Origin of the sequence: Escherichia sp. E14V7, from assembly GCF_004212225.1 — a bacterium.
Taxonomy (GTDB): domain Bacteria; phylum Pseudomonadota; class Gammaproteobacteria; order Enterobacterales; family Enterobacteriaceae; genus Escherichia.
Genome location: NZ_RHJJ01000010.1, coordinates 236,935 through 255,213 on the forward strand (window position 1 = coordinate 236,935; position 18,279 = coordinate 255,213).

18 protein-coding genes are annotated in these 18,279 nt (G+C 52.9%); 14 read left to right on the top strand and 4 right to left on the bottom strand.

Translation table 11 applies throughout. The annotated features are described in order from the left end of the window. The 3 genes from D9741_RS12290 to murJ all read left to right on the top strand — a co-directional run bounded on the left by D9741_RS12290 (position 1) and on the right by murJ (position 3,217). Entirely contained in the window at positions 1-648 is a 648-nt protein-coding gene (locus D9741_RS12290; RefSeq protein ID WP_130215872.1) for a YceH family protein, read from the top strand. Between the two features lies 1 nt (position 649). Then, entirely contained in the window at positions 650-1,573 is a 924-nt protein-coding gene (locus tag D9741_RS12295) for a Gfo/Idh/MocA family oxidoreductase (RefSeq protein ID WP_130215874.1), read from the top strand. Positions 1,574-1,681: 108 nt separating this feature from the next. Beyond that, positions 1,682-3,217 (top strand): murein biosynthesis integral membrane protein MurJ, encoded by a 1,536-nt coding sequence (gene murJ / locus D9741_RS12300; RefSeq protein WP_130205507.1) that lies wholly within the window; start codon positions 1,682-1,684, stop codon positions 3,215-3,217. A gap of 39 nt (positions 3,218-3,256) precedes the next feature. Here murJ and flgN read toward each other — a convergent pair whose 3' ends face one another. The 3 genes from flgN to flgA form a co-directional block, all read right to left on the bottom strand. Then, entirely contained in the window at positions 3,257-3,673 is a 417-nt protein-coding gene (flgN, locus tag D9741_RS12305) for a flagella biosynthesis chaperone FlgN (protein WP_130205509.1), read from the bottom strand. A gap of 4 nt (positions 3,674-3,677) precedes the next feature. Further along, complete coding sequence (gene flgM / locus D9741_RS12310) at positions 3,678-3,971, bottom strand: flagellar biosynthesis anti-sigma factor FlgM (RefSeq protein ID WP_130215876.1); 294 nt, start codon at positions 3,969-3,971, stop codon at positions 3,678-3,680. Between the two features lie 74 nt (positions 3,972-4,045). Further along, a complete protein-coding gene (gene flgA / locus D9741_RS12315; protein ID WP_130215878.1) occupies positions 4,046-4,705 on the bottom strand; it encodes a flagellar basal body P-ring formation chaperone FlgA in 660 nt (219 codons plus the stop codon). 162 nt (positions 4,706-4,867) lie between these two features. Here flgA and flgB point away from each other — a divergent pair, with 162 nt between their 5' ends. From flgB to flgL, 11 genes are all read left to right on the top strand, one after another. Further along, positions 4,868-5,284, top strand: coding sequence for a flagellar basal body rod protein FlgB (gene flgB, locus D9741_RS12320; protein WP_130216143.1), 417 nt, complete (start codon positions 4,868-4,870; stop codon positions 5,282-5,284). Positions 5,285-5,287: 3 nt separating this feature from the next. Continuing rightward, complete coding sequence (gene flgC / locus D9741_RS12325; protein ID WP_001196460.1) at positions 5,288-5,692, top strand: flagellar basal body rod protein FlgC; 405 nt, start codon at positions 5,288-5,290, stop codon at positions 5,690-5,692. Between the two features lie 11 nt (positions 5,693-5,703). Continuing rightward, positions 5,704-6,399, top strand: a complete 696-nt coding sequence (gene flgD, locus D9741_RS12330; protein ID WP_064528545.1) for a flagellar hook assembly protein FlgD — start codon at positions 5,704-5,706, stop codon at positions 6,397-6,399. Between the two features lie 24 nt (positions 6,400-6,423). Then, the gene (gene flgE / locus D9741_RS12335; RefSeq protein ID WP_130215880.1) at positions 6,424-7,629 is read left to right on the top strand and encodes a flagellar hook protein FlgE; all 1,206 of its coding nucleotides are present in this window, start codon (positions 6,424-6,426) and stop codon (positions 7,627-7,629) included. Positions 7,630-7,648: 19 nt separating this feature from the next. Continuing rightward, entirely contained in the window at positions 7,649-8,404 is a 756-nt protein-coding gene (flgF, locus tag D9741_RS12340; RefSeq protein WP_130215882.1) for a flagellar basal-body rod protein FlgF, read from the top strand. A gap of 158 nt (positions 8,405-8,562) precedes the next feature. Further along, positions 8,563-9,345: a flagellar basal-body rod protein FlgG gene (gene flgG / locus D9741_RS12345; protein ID WP_000625837.1), complete on the top strand. Its 783-nt coding sequence runs from the start codon at positions 8,563-8,565 to the stop codon at positions 9,343-9,345. 52 nt (positions 9,346-9,397) lie between these two features. Then, positions 9,398-10,096 carry a flagellar basal body L-ring protein FlgH gene (gene flgH / locus D9741_RS12350; protein ID WP_130215884.1) on the top strand — a complete coding sequence of 233 codons (699 nt, stop codon included), beginning with the start codon at positions 9,398-9,400 and terminating at the stop codon, positions 10,094-10,096. An 11-nt stretch (positions 10,097-10,107) separates the two neighbouring features. After that, the gene (gene flgI / locus D9741_RS12355; protein ID WP_130215886.1) at positions 10,108-11,205 is read left to right on the top strand and encodes a flagellar basal body P-ring protein FlgI; all 1,098 of its coding nucleotides are present in this window, start codon (positions 10,108-10,110) and stop codon (positions 11,203-11,205) included. Continuing rightward, on the top strand, positions 11,205-12,146 hold the full coding sequence (gene flgJ, locus D9741_RS12360; protein WP_130215888.1) for a flagellar assembly peptidoglycan hydrolase FlgJ: 942 nt from the start codon (positions 11,205-11,207) through the stop codon (positions 12,144-12,146). Before flgI ends, flgJ begins: the two co-directional genes overlap by 1 nt. A gap of 65 nt (positions 12,147-12,211) precedes the next feature. Continuing rightward, complete coding sequence (flgK, locus tag D9741_RS12365; RefSeq protein WP_130215890.1) at positions 12,212-13,855, top strand: flagellar hook-associated protein FlgK; 1,644 nt, start codon at positions 12,212-12,214, stop codon at positions 13,853-13,855. 11 nt (positions 13,856-13,866) lie between these two features. Next, on the top strand, positions 13,867-14,820 hold the full coding sequence (gene flgL / locus D9741_RS12370) for a flagellar hook-associated protein FlgL (protein ID WP_130215892.1): 954 nt from the start codon (positions 13,867-13,869) through the stop codon (positions 14,818-14,820). A gap of 171 nt (positions 14,821-14,991) precedes the next feature. On the opposite strand, the gene rne is transcribed toward flgL, so the two are convergent. Then, a complete protein-coding gene (gene rne / locus D9741_RS12375; RefSeq protein WP_130215894.1) occupies positions 14,992-18,177 on the bottom strand; it encodes a ribonuclease E in 3,186 nt (1,061 codons plus the stop codon). Between the last annotated feature and the right edge of the window lie 102 nt (positions 18,178-18,279).

Genomic DNA, 18,279 nt, shown 5'->3' on the forward strand with positions numbered 1-18,279 from the left:
ATGAAGTATCAACTTACCGCACTGGAAGCCCGTGTGATTGGCTGTTTGCTGGAAAAACAGGTGACGACGCCAGAGCAATACCCGCTTTCCGTGAATGGCGTGGTAACGGCCTGTAACCAGAAAACAAACCGTGAACCGGTAATGAATCTGAGCGAATCCGAGGTGCAGGAGCAACTGGATAATCTGGTAAAACGCCATTATCTGCGCACGGTGAGTGGCTTTGCTAATCGAGTCACCAAATATGAACAGCGTTTCTGCAACTCTGAGTTTGGTGACCTGAAATTTAGCGCCGCGGAAGTCGCATTAATTACCACCTTGTTGTTGCGTGGTGCTCAGACGCCAGGTGAACTGCGCAGTCGCGCGGCGCGGATGTATGAATTCAGCGATATGACGGAAGTAGAAACGACGCTGGAACAACTGGCTAATCGCGAAGATGGGCCTTTTGTCGTTCGTCTGGCTCGCGAACCGGGTAAACGCGAAAGCCGCTATATGCATCTTTTCAGTGGCGAGGTGGATGATCAGCCTGTGCTTACGGAAACGTCGGACGCGGTTGGCGGTGATTTACAATCCCGCGTCGAAGCCCTGGAAATCGAGGTGGCAGAACTGAAACAGCGTCTTGATTCGTTGCTGGCCCATCTGGGAGATTAACGTGAAAAAATTACGTATCGGCGTAGTGGGTTTAGGCGGCATCGCGCAAAAAGCGTGGCTGCCAGTGCTGGCAGCGGCGTCTGACTGGACGCTACAAGGGGCGTGGTCGCCAACGCGTGAGAAAGCCATCTCAATTTGTGAAAGCTGGCGCATTCCTTACGCCGATTCGTTATCTAACCTTGCCGCCAGTTGCGATGCGGTATTTGTCCACTCCAGCACCGCCAGTCATTTTGAGGTGGTCAGTGCATTATTAAATGCAGGTGTACATGTCTGTGTCGATAAACCGCTGGCGGAAAATCTGCGCGATGCCGAGCGACTGGTTGAACTCGCAGCGCGCAAAAAACTGACACTGATGGTCGGCTTTAACCGCCGTTTCGCGCCGCTGTACTGTGAGCTAAAAACACAACTTGCCAGCGCGTCCTCGCTAAGAATGGATAAACATCGTACCAATAGCGTCGGGCCACACGATCTTTATTTCACCTTGCTGGATGATTATTTGCATGTGGTTGATACCGCGCTGTGGTTGTCTGGCGGCAATGCAACTCTCGAAAGCGGTACGTTGCTGACCAATGAGTCCGGCGAAATGCTGTTTGCCGAGCACCATTTTTCGGCAGGTCAGTTACAAATCACCACCTGTATGCATCGTCGTGCCGGAAGTCAGCGTGAAGCGGTGCTGGCAGTGACTGAAGGGGCATTAATCGACATCACCGATATGCGTGAATGGCGTGAGGAGCGCGGGCAGGGCGTGGTGCATAAACCGATTCCTGGCTGGCAAAGTACCCTCGAGCAGCGTGGATTTGTCGGTTGTGCGCGCCATTTCATTGAATGCGTGCAAAATCAGACAGTTCCGCAAACCGCGGGTGAACAGGCGGTGCTGGCGCAGCGCATCGTTGATAAGATCTGGCGCGATGCGATGAGTGAATAAACCCTGTAACATCTGGCGGTAGCAATTCACCATAATCCAGGTAGACTATTCGCCTCTTTCAGCGCCTGCCTTGCAGGCGTTTTGCCGTGGGTCTGGATTAGAACACCGATGAATTTATTAAAATCGCTGGCCGCCGTCAGCTCGATGACCATGTTTTCGCGTGTGCTTGGCTTCGCACGCGACGCTATTGTCGCCAGAATCTTTGGCGCAGGGATGGCAACCGACGCCTTTTTTGTCGCGTTCAAACTTCCTAACTTGTTACGCCGTATCTTTGCTGAAGGGGCATTCTCCCAGGCTTTCGTGCCAATTCTGGCGGAATATAAAAGCAAGCAGGGCGAAGACGCCACGCGGGTCTTTGTCTCCTATGTCTCTGGCCTGCTGACACTGGCGCTGGCGGTTGTGACGGTCGCCGGTATGCTCGCCGCACCGTGGGTGATCATGGTAACTGCGCCGGGCTTTGCGGATACTGCCGACAAATTCGCACTTACCAGCCAGTTATTACAGATTACCTTTCCTTATATCTTATTGATTTCACTGGCATCGCTGGTGGGGGCAATTCTGAATACCTGGAACCGTTTCTCGATTCCGGCATTTGCCCCAACGTTACTCAACATCAGCATGATTGGCTTTGCGCTGTTTGCTGCGCCGTACTTTAATCCACCCGTGCTGGCGCTGGCGTGGGCAGTTACGGTGGGCGGCATCCTGCAACTGGTTTATCAGCTACCGCATCTGAAGAAGATTGGCATGTTGGTATTGCCGCGCATTAACTTCCACGATGCCGGGGCGATGCGCGTAGTGAAACAGATGGGACCGGCGATTCTTGGCGTCTCTGTTAGCCAGATTTCCTTAATCATCAACACTATTTTTGCCTCATTTCTTGCCTCCGGCTCGGTGTCATGGATGTATTACGCCGACCGTTTGATGGAGTTTCCGTCTGGTGTACTGGGCGTGGCGCTGGGGACCATTTTGCTGCCGTCGCTGTCGAAAAGTTTTGCCAGCGGTAATCACGATGAATACAACCGTCTGATGGACTGGGGGCTGCGTCTTTGTTTCCTGCTGGCGCTGCCAAGTGCGGTGGCGCTGGGCATCCTCTCCGGTCCGTTAACTGTTTCGCTGTTCCAGTACGGTAAATTTACCGCCTTTGATGCGTTGATGACCCAGCGGGCGTTAATTGCCTACTCGGTAGGTTTGATTGGCCTGATTGTGGTGAAAGTGCTGGCTCCGGGCTTTTATTCACGGCAGGATATTAAAACGCCGGTGAAAATTGCCATCGTCACGCTGATTTTGACGCAATTGATGAACCTTGCATTTATCGGCCCGTTGAAACATGCCGGACTGTCGCTTTCCATTGGTCTGGCGGCGTGTCTGAATGCTTCGCTGCTTTACTGGCAGTTGCGTAAGCAGAAAATCTTTACTCCACAACCCGGCTGGACTGCGTTTCTGCTGCGTTTACTCGTGGCGGTTCTGGTGATGTCTGGTGTGCTTTTAGGCATGTTGCATATTATGCCGGACTGGTCGTTAGGCACTATGCCCTGGCGTTTACTGCGTTTGATGGCGGTCGTTGTTGCGGGAATTGCAGCGTACTTTGCCGCACTGGCCGTGTTGGGCTTCAAAGTAAAAGAATTTGCTCGTCGCACTGCTTAACGTAGAATTCCGGCCTGCATCGCAGGCCGGAGAAAATCTTCAAATAGAAATCTTTTTACCACCGCGCCAGGGTGTTGAGGTCTGACCGTTCGCCCCGTACAGTGTCGGCTCCTGATGCGGTTTCAGCATTTCCAGTGCCTGTTGATTGCGCTCAATCTGCCCTTCCAGTAGCCAGCCGTTATGCTGATTTAACTGGCGCAATTGCTGCGTTTTCTCGGTGATTTCCTGCCAGCATTGCGCAATATCTTCACTTATTTCTGTATCCGGTGCCTGTCGACGCAGCTGTTCCAGGTAATCCAGAGTCGCCAGCATTGAGCTTTTTTGTTCTGTAATATGTTGCAACTGGCTACCGGTGAACTGCCCCATAGAGAGATGTTGCTGCTCCTGGACCATCACTATATTAAGCTCGTTAAGCACCACAGACATCTGGTTGAGAATCTCAGCAAGACGCGGCATCTGATTATTTACTCATTAAATCTTGTTGCACTTCGTTGATCAGCGCATCGGCAATTTTGCCGACATCCATTTTTAGTTCACCATTACGAATCGCCAATTTTAATGCTTCAACGCGTTCAAGATTGATATCACTGCTGCCCGGTTGTATCAGTGTGGCCTGCGCATCGCTTAACTTGACGTTAGTACTGGCGGTAGCCGTCGTTTTTGCTGCGCGGGTATTGGCTACCGGAGCGTCACTGGTTTCACGTGGCTGAACGGTGCTTACAGGCTTCAGGGGGGAAGTGCGGTCAATACTCATGGTTTATTCCTCATTGAGGGCGCTTTATCATTTGTTGCTTATTTATCGGCAATGGACGGGCAATCTTTAATAGCTTACAGGTTTATAAGAATATTCCCATCGGCATCCACTACGCCACTGACTACCTGACCCGATATCATTCTCACGCGGGCTTTTTGCGCGACAGAAGCGTTATTCAGCGCCAGACCTTCAGCATTTGCACTGAACCCATCGCCACTGGCAATCACGTTAACGCGTTGTCCTGCTTTTACCCGCCAGGCCTGACGCAGCATAGTCAGCTGTATAGGTTGTTCGGGGACCAAATCGCGCAGGCTAACCGCATCAACCAGTTGATTAACATCCAGAACGGTACGCGGCGGTAGTGTATCCAGTCTGCCACGTTTAAGTTTTACACTGCCAGCGTCAAGCTTTCCCCCACGCACAACAGGCATTGCTGCAACAACATAATTCCCTGTCGCCTGTACATTCACTTGCACGTAATGCTTATCGTTGCCACAACGTGCCAGCACATTCACATTGCCCCACAGGCGGGCGTTATTAGTCATGGAAAGCAGCGGCTGTTCGCATGGCGGCAATAAATTGGGAGCAGTACGAATAGAGACGTTGACCTCATCACTTAGCCCTGCCAGTTGTGCAACGAAAAAGGTTTGCAATTGTGAGGGAAAATCGCCAGCCGCACTAAGTGGACTGAACAACATCGAGATGATCGCCACACAGCGCATTATTGTCAGCATTTTTGCCCCCGGCCATTTTCACAGCCTGAATTGTACCCGTACGCAATGACCATCAACGGCATAAATAGCAACCCATTTTGCTTTTATTCCGCCGATAACGCGCGCGTAAAGCCTTTAAGCTGACGGCAGAATTTTGATATCTGCGGAGGAGATATGCTCGATATGCTCGATAAGCTCGACGCCGCCTTACGTTTTCAACAAGAGGCACTCAATCTGCGCGCCCAGCGTCAGGAAGTGCTGGCGGCAAATATCGCCAATGCCGATACCCCTGGTTATCAGGCGCGCGATATGGATTTTGCCAGTGAACTTAAAAAAGTGATGCAGCGCGGGAGAGATGAAACCAGCGTGGTCGCGCTGACGTTGACCTCGTCGCAGCATATTCCAGCACAGGCGTTGTCACCTCCTGCCACAGAATTGCAATACCGTATTCCGGACCAGCCTTCACTGGACGGCAATACCGTGGATATGGATCGCGAACGCACCCAGTTTGCCGATAACAGCCTGCAATACCAGATGAGCCTTAGCGCGTTGAGCGGGCAAATCAAAGGCATGATGAACGTATTACAAAGCGGAAATTAACGGATGGCACTGCTGAATATTTTTGATATCGCCGGATCGGCGTTAACCGCTCAGTCTCAGCGTCTGAACGTGGCTGCCAGCAACCTGGCCAACGCCGACAGCGTGACGGGGCCAGATGGTCAGCCGTATCGGGCAAAACAGGTGGTGTTCCAGGTGAACGCCGCGCCAGGGGCTGCGACGGGCGGAGTCAAAGTGGCTGACGTGATTGAAAGCCAGGCCCCGGACAAACTGGTCTATGAACCGGGTAATCCGCTGGCGGACGCGAAGGGCTACGTGAAAATGCCAAACGTCGATGTGGTAGGCGAGATGGTTAACACCATGTCGGCGTCGCGCAGCTATCAGGCTAATGTTGAAGTGCTCAACACGGTGAAAAGCATGATGCTGAAAACCCTCACGCTCGGTCAATAAAGGAGAAAGCCATGTCCATTGCGGTAACCACCACCGATCCGACAAATACCGGCGTCAGCACTACCAGCAGTAGTTCGATTACGGGCAGTAACGCCGCCGATTTACAGAGCAGCTTTCTGACTTTGCTGGTGGCGCAACTGAAAAACCAGGATCCGACCAATCCAATGGAAAACAACGAGCTGACGTCACAACTGGCGCAAATCAGCACGGTCAGCGGGATTGAAAAGCTCAACACCACACTCGGTTCGATTTCCGGGCAGATTGATAACAGCCAGTCGCTACAGGCCAGCAACCTGATTGGTCACGGCGTGATGATCCCCGGCACCACCATTCTTGCCGGTACTGGCAGTGAAGAAGGGGCGGTGACCACCACCACGCCGTTTGGTGTTGAGCTGCAACAGGCCGCAGACAAAGTGACCGCGACCATAACCGATAAAAATGGCGCAGTTGTGCGCACCATTGATATTGGTGAGCTCAGCGCCGGAGTCCACAGTTTCACCTGGGACGGCACGTTGACTGATGGTACGACCGCGCCGAACGGTTCTTATAACGTGGCAATTAGTGCCAGCAACGGCGGTACGCAGTTGGTTGCCCAGCCATTGCAGTTTGCGCTGGTACAGGGCGTGATTCGCGGCAATAACGGTAACACGCTGGATCTCGGCACTTACGGCACCACCACCCTCGACGAAGTACGGCAGATAATTTAAGCCTTCACATTTCAGGAGTCAGTCATGGCCTTTTCTCAAGCGGTTAGCGGATTAAACGCTGCCGCCACCAATCTCGATGTCATTGGCAACAATATCGCCAACTCCGCCACCTATGGCTTTAAATCCGGCACGGCTTCTTTTGCTGATATGTTTGCTGGTTCGAAAGTGGGACTGGGGGTAAAAGTTGCAGGCATCACTCAGGATTTTACCGATGGCACGACCACAAATACTGGTCGTGGGCTGGACGTTGCTATCAGCCAGAACGGTTTTTTCCGTCTGGTAGACAGTAACGGTTCGGTGTTTTACAGCCGTAACGGGCAATTCAAACTGGATGAAAACCGTAACCTTGTGAATATGCAAGGTTTACAGTTGACTGGGTATCCGGCAACCGGTACGCCTCCGACCATCCAGCAAGGGGCGAATCCGGGTAATATTTCGATTCCAAATACCTTGATGGCGGCGAAGACCACGACCACGGCGTCCATGCAGATTAACCTTAACTCCAGTGATACGCTTCCTACCGTTACGCCATTCAGCGCCAGTGATGCCGATAGCTATAACAAAAAAGGTTCGGTAACGGTGTATGACAGTCAGGGTAATGCCCATGACATGAGCGTCTACTTTGTGAAGACGCAAGATAATACCTGGGATGTCTACACCCAGGATAGTAGTGCTCCAAACAGCATTGCAACGATAGCGACAACACTGGAATTTGATGCCAATGGTGTTCTGACGTCGGATCCAACAAAGGATATTACCACTGGCGCGATTAATGGCGCGGATCCTGCAACATTCTCCCTCAGCTTCCTCAACTCTATGCAGCAAAACACCGGCGCTAACAATATTGTGGCAACCACCCAGAACGGTTACAAACCGGGCGATCTGGTGAGTTATCAAATCAACGATGACGGCACGGTAGTCGGGAACTATTCGAACGAACAAACCCAATTGCTGGGGCAGATTGTGCTGGCCAACTTTGCCAACAACGAAGGGCTGGCATCAGAGGGGGACAACGTCTGGTCTGCAACGCAATCTTCTGGTGTCGCGCTGCTGGGAACCGCCGGGACCGGCAATTTTGGCGCACTGACCAACGGCGCCCTGGAAGCGTCCAACGTCGATCTCAGCAAAGAACTGGTCAATATGATTGTCGCCCAGCGTAACTATCAGTCTAACGCCCAGACCATCAAAACTCAGGACCAGATCCTCAACACGCTGGTTAACTTACGCTAATTGCTGACGGGATAGCTCGATGGATCACGCAATCTATACCGCGATGGGCGCCGCCAGCCAGACGCTGAATCAACAGGCGGTGACCGCCAGCAATCTGGCGAATGCCTCCACGCCCGGTTTTCGCGCGCAGTTAAACGCCTTGCGCGCAGTGCCGGTGGAAGGGCTTTCTCTGCCCACACGCACTCTGGTGACGGCATCTACGCCAGGTGCAGATATGACGTCCGGCAAGATGGATTACACCTCGCGCCCCCTGGATGTTGCGTTGCAGCAGGATGGCTGGCTGGCCGTGCAAACCGCTGACGGCAGCGAGGGGTATACGCGTAATGGCAGCATTCAGGTTGATCCCGGTGGACAACTGACGATTCAGGGGTATCCGGTGATTGGCGAGGCGGGGCCGATTGCCGTGCCGGAAGGGGCGGAAATTACTATCGCCGCCGATGGCACCATTTCGGCGCTCAATCCGGGCGATCCGGCAAATACCGTTGCGCCAGTAGGACGATTGAAACTGGTGAAAGCCATGGGCAGTGAAGTGCAGCGTGGTGATGACGGGATCTTTCGTTTGAGTGCGGAAAGTCAGGCCACGCGTGGTCCGGTGTTACAGGCTGACCCGACGTTACGGGTGATGTCGGGCGTGCTGGAAGGTAGCAACGTCAATGCCGTTTCGGCAATGAGCGACATGATTGCCAGTGCGCGGCGTTTTGAAATGCAGATGAAGGTAATAAGCAGCGTCGATGATAACGCTGGTCGCGCCAACCAACTGCTGTCGATGAGTTAATTGAAAGGATACATGACAAACATAAGTTGCCCGACGGGCCTGCGGGATGATTCGCAATTTATTGATTTTGCGAGCTCTTGTAGGCCGGATAAGGCGTTTACGCCGCATCCGGCAAGAAGACATATGCGATTTGTCAGCAATCCACTACAGGACATTTTATGATCAGTTCATTATGGATCGCCAAAACGGGCCTTGACGCCCAGCAAACCAATATGGACGTCATTGCCAACAACCTGGCAAACGTCAGTACCAATGGTTTCAAGCGCCAGCGGGCGGTGTTTGAAGATTTACTTTATCAAACTATTCGCCAGCCTGGCGCGCAGTCTTCCGAACAAACTACCTTGCCATCCGGGTTACAAATCGGTACGGGAGTACGTCCGGTCGCCACTGAACGCTTACACAGCCAGGGCAACCTGTCGCAAACCAATAACAGCAAAGATGTGGCGATTAAAGGGCAGGGCTTTTTCCAGGTCATGCTGCCGGATGGCTCATCAGCCTATACCCGCGACGGCTCTTTTCAGGTGGATCAGAACGGACAACTGGTGACGGCGGGCGGTTTTCAGGTGCAGCCAGCAATCACCATTCCGGCGAATGCGTTAAGTATTACCATTGGTCGTGATGGCGTGGTCAGCGTTACCCAGCAAGGCCAGGCTGCTCCGGTTCAGGTTGGACAACTCAATCTCACCACTTTTATGAACGACACTGGCCTGGAGAGCATTGGCGAAAACCTCTACACCGAAACACAATCCTCCGGCGCACCGAACGAAAGCACGCCAGGTCTGAACGGCGCTGGGCTGTTGTATCAAGGATATGTTGAAACGTCTAACGTCAACGTGGCGGAGGAACTGGTCAACATGATTCAGGTACAGCGCGCCTACGAAATCAACAGTAAAGCGGTATCCACCACCGACCAGATGCTGCAAAAACTGACGCAACTCTAAAGCATACCGGTAGGGCAACTTACCGGTTTATTGATTTTTGAAGATGATAGCCATGCAAAAAAACGCTGTGCACACTTACGGCATTTCCACCTTGTTGGTGCTTTCACTGACCGGCTGCGCCTGGATCCCGTCTACCCCACTGGTGCAGGGGGTGACCACGGCACAACCTGTACCCGGCCCGACGCCCGTCGCCAATGGTTCCATTTTTCAGTCTGCCCAGCCGATTAATTATGGCTATCAGCCGTTATTTGAAGATCGCCGACCACGCAATATCGGCGATACGCTGACTATCGTGTTGCAGGAGAATGTCAGCGCCAGCAAGAGTTCGTCTGCTAATGCCAGCCGCGACGGAAAAACCAACTTCGGGTTTGATACTGTGCCGCGCTATTTGCAAGGGCTGTTTGGTAATGCCCGTGCCGATGTCGATGCCTCTGGCGGTAATAGCTTCAATGGTAAAGGCGGGGCGAATGCCAGCAATACCTTTAGCGGTACCTTGACCGTGACGGTTGATCAGGTGCTGGTCAACGGCAACCTGCATGTGGTGGGCGAAAAACAGATAGCCATTAATCAGGGTACGGAATTTATTCGTTTCTCCGGCGTGGTCAATCCACGCACTATCAGTGGCAGCAACACTGTACCGTCAACCCAGGTGGCAGACGCGCGTATTGAGTACGTTGGCAATGGCTACATTAACGAAGCACAAAACATGGGCTGGTTACAGCGTTTCTTCCTTAACCTGTCGCCAATGTAAGTGAGGCTGTGGTGATTAAATTTCTCTCTGTATTCATTCTTCTGCTGGTAGCGACCGTTGCACAGGCTGACCGCATCCGCGATCTCACCAGCGTACAGGGCGTACGACAAAACTCGCTGATTGGTTATGGTCTTGTTGTTGGCCTTGACGGTACGGGCGATCAGACGACCCAGACACCGTTTACCACTCAAACACTTAATAACATGCTCTCACAGTTGGGAATTACCGTTCCGACTGGCACCAATATGCAGCTAAAAAACGTCGCTGCGGTAATGGTGACGGCGTCACTTCCGCCGTTTGGACGCCAGGGGCAAACCATCGATGTGGTGGTTTCTTCCATGGGTAATGCCAAAAGCTTGCGTGGCGGTACGTTGTTGATGACACCGCTTAAGGGCGTCGACAGCCAGGTTTATGCGCTGGCGCAGGGCAATATTCTGGTCGGTGGCGCGGGGGCATCAGCGGGAGGCAGCAGTGTTCAGGTTAACCAACTGAATGGCGGGCGGATCACCAACGGTGCGATTATTGAGCGCGAATTGCCCAGCCAATTCGGCGCTGGCAATACCCTCAATTTGCAGCTAAATGACGAAGACTTCGCGATGGCACAGCAGATCGCCGATACCATCAACCGCACCCGAGGATTCGGCAGTGCCACGGCGTTAGATGCCCGAACTATTCAGGTTCGCGTGCCGAGCGGTAATAGTTCCCAGGTGCGTTTCCTTGCCGATATCCAGAATATGCAGGTCAATGTCACCCCGCAGGACGCCAAAGTAGTGATTAACTCGCGCACCGGTTCGGTGGTGATGAATCGTGAAGTGACCCTCGACAGCTGCGCGGTGGCGCAGGGCAATCTCTCGGTTACGGTAAATCGTCAGGCCAATGTCAGCCAACCAGATACGCCGTTTGGTGGCGGGCAGACCGTGGTAACGCCACAAACACAGATCGACTTACGCCAGAGCGGCGGTTCGCTGCAAAGCGTGCGTTCCAGCGCCAGCCTCAATAACGTGGTGCGCGCGCTCAACGCCTTGGGAGCCACCCCGATGGATTTAATGTCCATACTGCAATCTATGCAAAGCGCGGGATGTCTGCGGGCAAAACTGGAAATCATCTGATGATTAGCGACAGCAAACTGCTGGCGAGCGCCGCCTGGGATGCACAATCACTTAACGATCTGAAAGCGAAAGCGGGCGAAGATCCAGCAGCAAATATTCGCCCGGTAGCTCGCCAGGTGGAAGGGATGTTTGTGCAGATGATGCTAAAAAGTATGCGTGAAGCCTTACCGAAAGATGGCCTGTTCAGCAGCGAGAATACCCGGCTCTACACCAGCATGTATGACCAGCAGATAGCCCAACAGATGACAGCAGGCAAAGGTCTGGGACTTGCGGAGATGATGGTAAAACAGATGACGCCAGAGCAGCCATTATCAGCAGAAGAAATGCCTGCCGGACCGATGAAATTCCCACTTGAAACAGTGATGAGTTTTCAAAATAAAGCGCTCAAGCAGATGGTGCAAAAAGCTTTACCGCACAATTTCGATGCTTTGTTGCCTGGTGACAGCAAAGCGTTCCTTGCACAGCTCTCGCAGCCAGCTCAATTGGCAAGTCAGCAAAGCGGTGTGCCACATCACCTGATTCTCGCCCAGGCTGCACTGGAATCAGGATGGGGACAACGACAAATTCGTCGCGAAAATGGCGAGCCGAGCTACAACGTGTTTGGCGTAAAAGCGTCAGGTAACTGGAAAGGGCCAGTTACTGAAATCACTACTACCGAATATGAAAACGGCGAAGCGAAGAAAGTTAAGGCGAAGTTTCGTGTTTACAGTTCTTATTTCGAAGCATTGTCAGATTACGTTGGGCTGTTAACCCGTAATCCACGCTACGCCGCCGTGACTCGCGCTGCCAGCGCCGAGTTGGGGGCGCAGGCATTACAGGACGCGGGCTATGCTACCGATCCTGAGTATGCCCGCAAACTCACCAATATGATTCAGCAATTGAAATCGGTAAGCGACAAGGTGAGCAAAACCTACAGTATGAGTATCGATAATCTGTTCTGAATAATTCAAGTCCGGCGGGTGTCTGCCGATAATGCTCTGTAATTGAAGGCTTACAAGGAACCTCCATGTCCAGCTTGATTAATAACGCCATGAGCGGACTTAACGCTGCCCAGGCGGCGTTAAATACGGCGAGTAATAATATTTCCAGCTATAACGTTGCCGGATATACCCGACAAACCACCATTATGGCGCAGGCTAACAGTACGTTAGGTGCGGGCGGTTGGGGAGGCAATGGCGTCTATGTTTCTGGCGTGCAGCGTGAATACGATGCGTTTATTACCAATCAGTTACGTGCGGCCCAGACCCAGAGTAGCGGCCTGACTTCCCGTTATGAGCAAATGTCGAAAATCGACAATATGCTCTCTGGCAGCACCACGTCGCTGGCAACGCAAATGCAGGACTTCTTTACCAGTTTGCAAACGCTGGTCAGTAACGCAGAAGATCCGGCTGCGCGGCAGGCGCTGATTGGCAAGGCGGAAGGTCTGGTAAATCAGTTTAAAACCACCGACCAGTATCTGCGCGACCAGGACAAACAGGTCAATGTCGCGATAGGTGCCAGCGTCGACCAGATCAATAATTATGCCAAACAAATCGCCAGCCTGAACGATCAGATCTCCCGTTTAACAGGCGTGGGAGCAGGGGCTTCACCCAACGATCTCCTTGATCAACGCGATCAACTGGTGAGTGAATTAAACCAGATCGTTGGTGTTGAGGTCAGCGTTCAGGATGGCGGTACTTACAATATCACTATGGCCAATGGGTATTCGCTGGTTCAGGGCAGTTCGGCACGTCAGCTTGCAGCAGTCCCATCCAGTGCCGATCCTTCTCGTACGACAGTCGCTTATGTTGATGGGACGGCGGAACATATTGAGATCCCGGAGAAATTACTGAATACGGGGTCACTGGGCGGTATTCTGACATTTCGTTCTCAGGACCTGGACCAGACGCGTAATACGCTCGGGCAACTGGCGCTGGCATTTGCTGAGGCTTTCAATGCCCAACATAACAAGGGGTATGATGCCAATGGTAAAGAAGGGGAGGATTTCTTTGCTATTGGTAAGCCCGCTGTTCTGGAAAATAGCAAAAACAAAGGAAGCTCCGCGATCGGTGCTACGGTGACCGATAGTTCCGCTGTGCTGGCGACAGATTACAAAATCTCGTTCAAAGATAATCAGTGGCAGGTCACCCGTCTGGCCAGCAATACCACTTTTACGGTGGTGCCGGATGCCGACGGTAAAGTCTCATTTGATGGTCTGGAACTGACCTTCACCGGAACGCCAAAACCAAACGACAGCTTCACGTTGAAACCGGTAAGCGATGCCATCGTCAATATGGATGTACTAATCACTGACGAAGCGAAAATCGCCATGGCAAGCGACGAAACTGCCGGTGAAAGCGACAACCGCAATGGTCAGGCGCTGCTGGATTTGCAAACTAATGGCAAAACGGTCGGCGGGGGGAAATCCTTTAACGATGCCTATGCCTCGTTGGTTAGCGATATCGGGAATAAAACCGCCACGTTGAAAACCAGCAGCACTACTCAAAGTAATGTGGTGACGCAACTTTCTAATCAGCAGCAGTCTATCTCTGGCGTCAATCTCGACGAAGAGTACGGCAATCTGCAACGTTTTCAGCAGTATTATCTGGCCAATGCCCAGGTTCTGCAGACGGCGAATGCCATTTTTGATGCGCTGATTAACATTCGCTAAGGGGAGATAAGATGCGTTTCAGTACCCAGATGATGTACCAGCAAAATATGCGTGGTATCACCAATTCTCAGGCGGAATGGATGAAGTACGGCGAACAGATGTCGACGGGTAAGCGAGTCGTTAACCCTTCTGACGATCCCATTGCAGCATCACAAGCCGTAGTTCTCTCCCAGGCGCAGGCGCAAAACAGCCAGTACACACTGGCGCGGACTTTTGCAACCCAAAAGGTGTCGCTGGAAGAAAGCGTGCTTGGCCAGGTGACGACGGCAATCCAGAATGCCCAGGAAAAAATTGTTTATGCCAGCAACGGCACGTTAAGTGATGATGACCGGGCATCGTTGGCAACGGATATTCAGGGGATCCGCGACCAGTTGTTAAACCTGGCGAATACCACGGATGGGAACGGGCGCTACATTTTTGCCGGTTATAAAACAGAATCCGCGCCGTTTAGTGAGGCTGACGGTGATTATGTCGGCGGAACAGAAAGTATTAAGCAGCAGGTCGATGCCTCTCGCTCAATGGTGATAGGGCATACCGGTGACAAAATTTTCAACAGTATCACCAGCAACGCGGTAGCGGAACCTGACGGTAGCGATTCTGAAACTAACCTGTTTGCTATGCTGGATAGCGCCATCGCGGCGCTAAAAACGCCAGTCGCAGATAGCGAAGCGGATAAAGAAACCGCCGCTGCGGCATTGGATAAAACCAACCGTGGCCTGAAAAACTCACTGAATAATGTCCTGACCGTACGCGCGGAACTCGGCACGCAACTGAATGAACTGGAGTCGCTGGATTCATTAGGAAGCGATCGCGCTTTAGGGCAAACGCAGCAGATGAGCGATCTGGTTGATGTGGACTGGAATGCAACTATTTCCTCTTACATCATGCAGCAAACGGCATTGCAGGCATCGTATAAAGCATTTACCGATATGCAGGGATTGTCACTCTTCCAACTCAACAAATAAGCTCGCTTTAAAACATATCATGAAACTGGGTATGTTTTGTCTGCCTGCTCTGGGATCGCCGGGGCGGGCATTTTTTTGCTATGAGTTCACCGATACTGATCTGCGTTGATGTCATTCACTGAAATAAAAAGCCCCGGCGGTTGCCAGGGCTTGATCACTTTGAGTTAAGTTTTACTCAACAGGTTGCGGACGCGCAGGGCCAGCAGATGCATGATGTGTTGCCGCATGACCACCTGCGGCACCTTTACCTTCAAAGGCAAAGCTTGGGCGCTGCCAGTCACTGTGACGCGGTGCTTCCGGAACATATTCCGGTGCCGGAGCGCGCGTCATCGGCGCGGTAGCGTGGTTATGTTCAACGATTACCTCGGATACAACAGGAGCTACCGTTTCAACTTCAGCTGCGACTTCAGCGACGACCGGGGCGGCAGGTTGAGCGACAACTTCAGGTTCGGTAACCACAACCTCGGCAGTTTCGGCAACTTCTTCAATGTCTGCCGTCTCTTCCTGCGGTTCAACTACCGGTTCTGCGTGCTCTGCAACGTCCTGCGCTACGGCAACATCGGCCTCGGCAATCACCTGAGGCTGTTCTGTTACCGCTGCGGCAATCACGTCAGGATGCGTTGTTTCAACAACTTCTGGTTGCGGTTCTGCAACCTGAACAGGTGTTTCTACAACTTCAGCCACCTCTTCAACAACCGGCGCAGCAACAACAGGTTCGACAGCGGCAGCAACAGGGACTTCTGTCACCATCGGCTGCACCTGCACTTCTTCCTGTTCGCGTTGCTCCTCAACCTGTACATCTTGCGGACGTACAATTGGATAGCGGATCCAGACTTTGCCAGAGGCCAGTTCCGGAGACGCGCACGCTACGGTCAACGGCATTGGCGACTGGGTTGGATAACGCTCATCACGATAGCGACGACGACGCTGACCACTCACGCGCAGGTGACGAGGCGAACGGCGAGAACGACGCGGCATGCCACCGTTGTCACGGTTGTCGGCATTGTTCTCTTCTTGCTGTTCCGGCGCAGTTTGCGCTACGACTGGCAGCGGTACTTTCACCAGTTCAGTGCTCGGGGCTTGCGCTTCCTGAGTAACCGGCTCGGCAGCGACAGTTTCTTCAACCACCGGTGCGGTGACCACTTCTTCCGCAACGCTTTGTTCATAGCGCACTTTCTGATTCAGCTGACGTTGTTTACGACGCGGCTGAACCGGACGTACACGTTCTTCCTGTTCGGTTTCCTGAACAGATTGCTCTTCAACATTCAGCGCCTTCACTTCTTGTTGCGCCTGACGTTTATCATCGTTACGGCGGCGGCTACGTTCACGACGCGGCGCTTGCTGTTCGTCTGTGGTACGCGCTTTTTCCGTTACATCAGCCTGCTGACGGCTCTCACGCGTCTCAGCCGTTTGCTGCTGCGCCTGGCGACGATTACGACGGTTCTCTTCGCGATTATCGCTACCCTCCGTACGTTCGTTACGCGTGTCGCGGCGTTCATTACGGTCACGGCGGTTGTTCTGACGAGGCTTACGGCGATCCTGTTGGCGTTCCGGTTTCGCTTCCTCTTTTGGTGCAGGTTGCTCGACCGATTTGGTTTCTTCACCGCCACTGAACAGCGATTTCAGTACACTGAAAAGGCGGCTCAACAGACCCGGTTGTGCCGGAGCTGCTGGCGTTGCTGGTGCCGCTTTAGGTGCCGGGGCTGCTGCAGGCGCTACAGGTTCAGCCGGAGCTGGCGCTGGTGGCACATCCGGCATAGCAAAGGTTGCCAGTGCAGGTTGTTCCGGGCGCTTACGTTCAGCGAACTCTTCTTCAGACGGCAACGCCATCGCTTCTTCATGCAGTTTCGGCAGCATGTAGCTTAAGGTCGGCGTTTCTTCCCCTTTACGCACGCGCAGCACGTGGTAGTGCGGAGTTTCCATCTGATCGTTTGGTACAATCACACAGCGTACGCCGTCCTGACGAGTTTCAATGGCATTTACCGCAGAACGTTTTTCGTTCAGCAGGTAAGAAGCGATTGGCACAGGAACAATGGCGTGGACTTCTTGGGTGTTCTCTTTCAGCGCTTCTTCTTCAATCAGACGCAGAATAGAGAGCGACAGGGATTCATTGTCACGCACGGTGCCAGTACCGGAACAACGCGGACAAACGTGATGACTGGATTCACCCAGCGACGGGCTCAGGCGCTGACGGGACATCTCCAGAAGGCCAAAGCGAGAAATATGGCTGATTTGAATACGCGCACGGTCCTGACGCACCGCTTCACGCAGACGGTTTTCTACCGCACGCTGGTGGCGTACTGGCGTCATGTCGATGAAGTCGATAACAATCAGACCACCGAGGTCACGCAAACGCAGCTGACGAGCAATTTCATCAGCAGCTTCCAGGTTGGTGTTAAACGCAGTTTCTTCGATATCGCCGCCGCGAGTTGCACGTGCGGAGTTGATGTCGATGGCGGTTAACGCTTCGGTGCTGTCGATAACAATGGAGCCACCAGACGGCAGACGGACTTCACGCTGGAAGGCGGACTCAATCTGGGATTCAATCTGGTAGTGGCTGAACAGCGGAATTTCACCGGTGTACAGTTTGATTTTGCTACTGAAATCCGGGCGACCTAATGCAGCGATATGCTGACGCGCCAGTTCGAGCACTTTCGGATTATCGATAAGAATTTCGCCGATGTCCTGGCGTAAGTAATCGCGGAATGCGCGAACGATTACGTTGCTCTCCTGGTGAATCAGGAACGGAGCAGGGCGGCTTTCAGCGGCTTTTTTGATCGCTTCCCAGTGTTTCAGACGGAAGCTTAAATCCCATTGCAGCGCCTCGGCAGATTTGCCGACGCCAGCGGTGCGCACGATAAGCCCCATGCCTTCCGGCAGTTCCAGGCTTGCCAGTGCTTCTTTTAATTCGGTACGGTCGTCGCCTTCAATACGGCGAGAAATGCCACCCGCGCGCGGGTTGTTCGGCATCAGAACCAGATAGCTACCCGCCAGGCTGATAAAGGTGGTCAGCGCAGCCCCTTTGTTGCCGCGCTCTTCTTTATCAATCTGAACAATAACTTCCTGGCCTTCACGCAACACATCTTTAATGTTGGGGCGACCATGAGCACTGTAGTTAGCTGGGAAATATTCGCGGGCAATTTCTTTAAGAGGGAGGAAACCGTGACGTTCAGCGCCGTAATCAACAAAAGCAGCTTCCAGACTCGGTTCAATGCGGGTGATTTTACCTTTGTAGATGTTAGCTTTTTTCTGCTCATGCCCCGGGCTTTCGATATCCAGGTCATACAGACGCTGCCCATCTACAAGGGCAACGCGCAACTCTTCCTGCTGAGTTGCGTTAATTAACATTCTTTTCATCGTAACTTACTCATTATTCTTACATTGACGACTAAGCTGCGGGCAAAGTAACGCCTTGCCGGGTGTGAACCGATGGCCTCGTGTCTAGTCGCGTCGCCAACC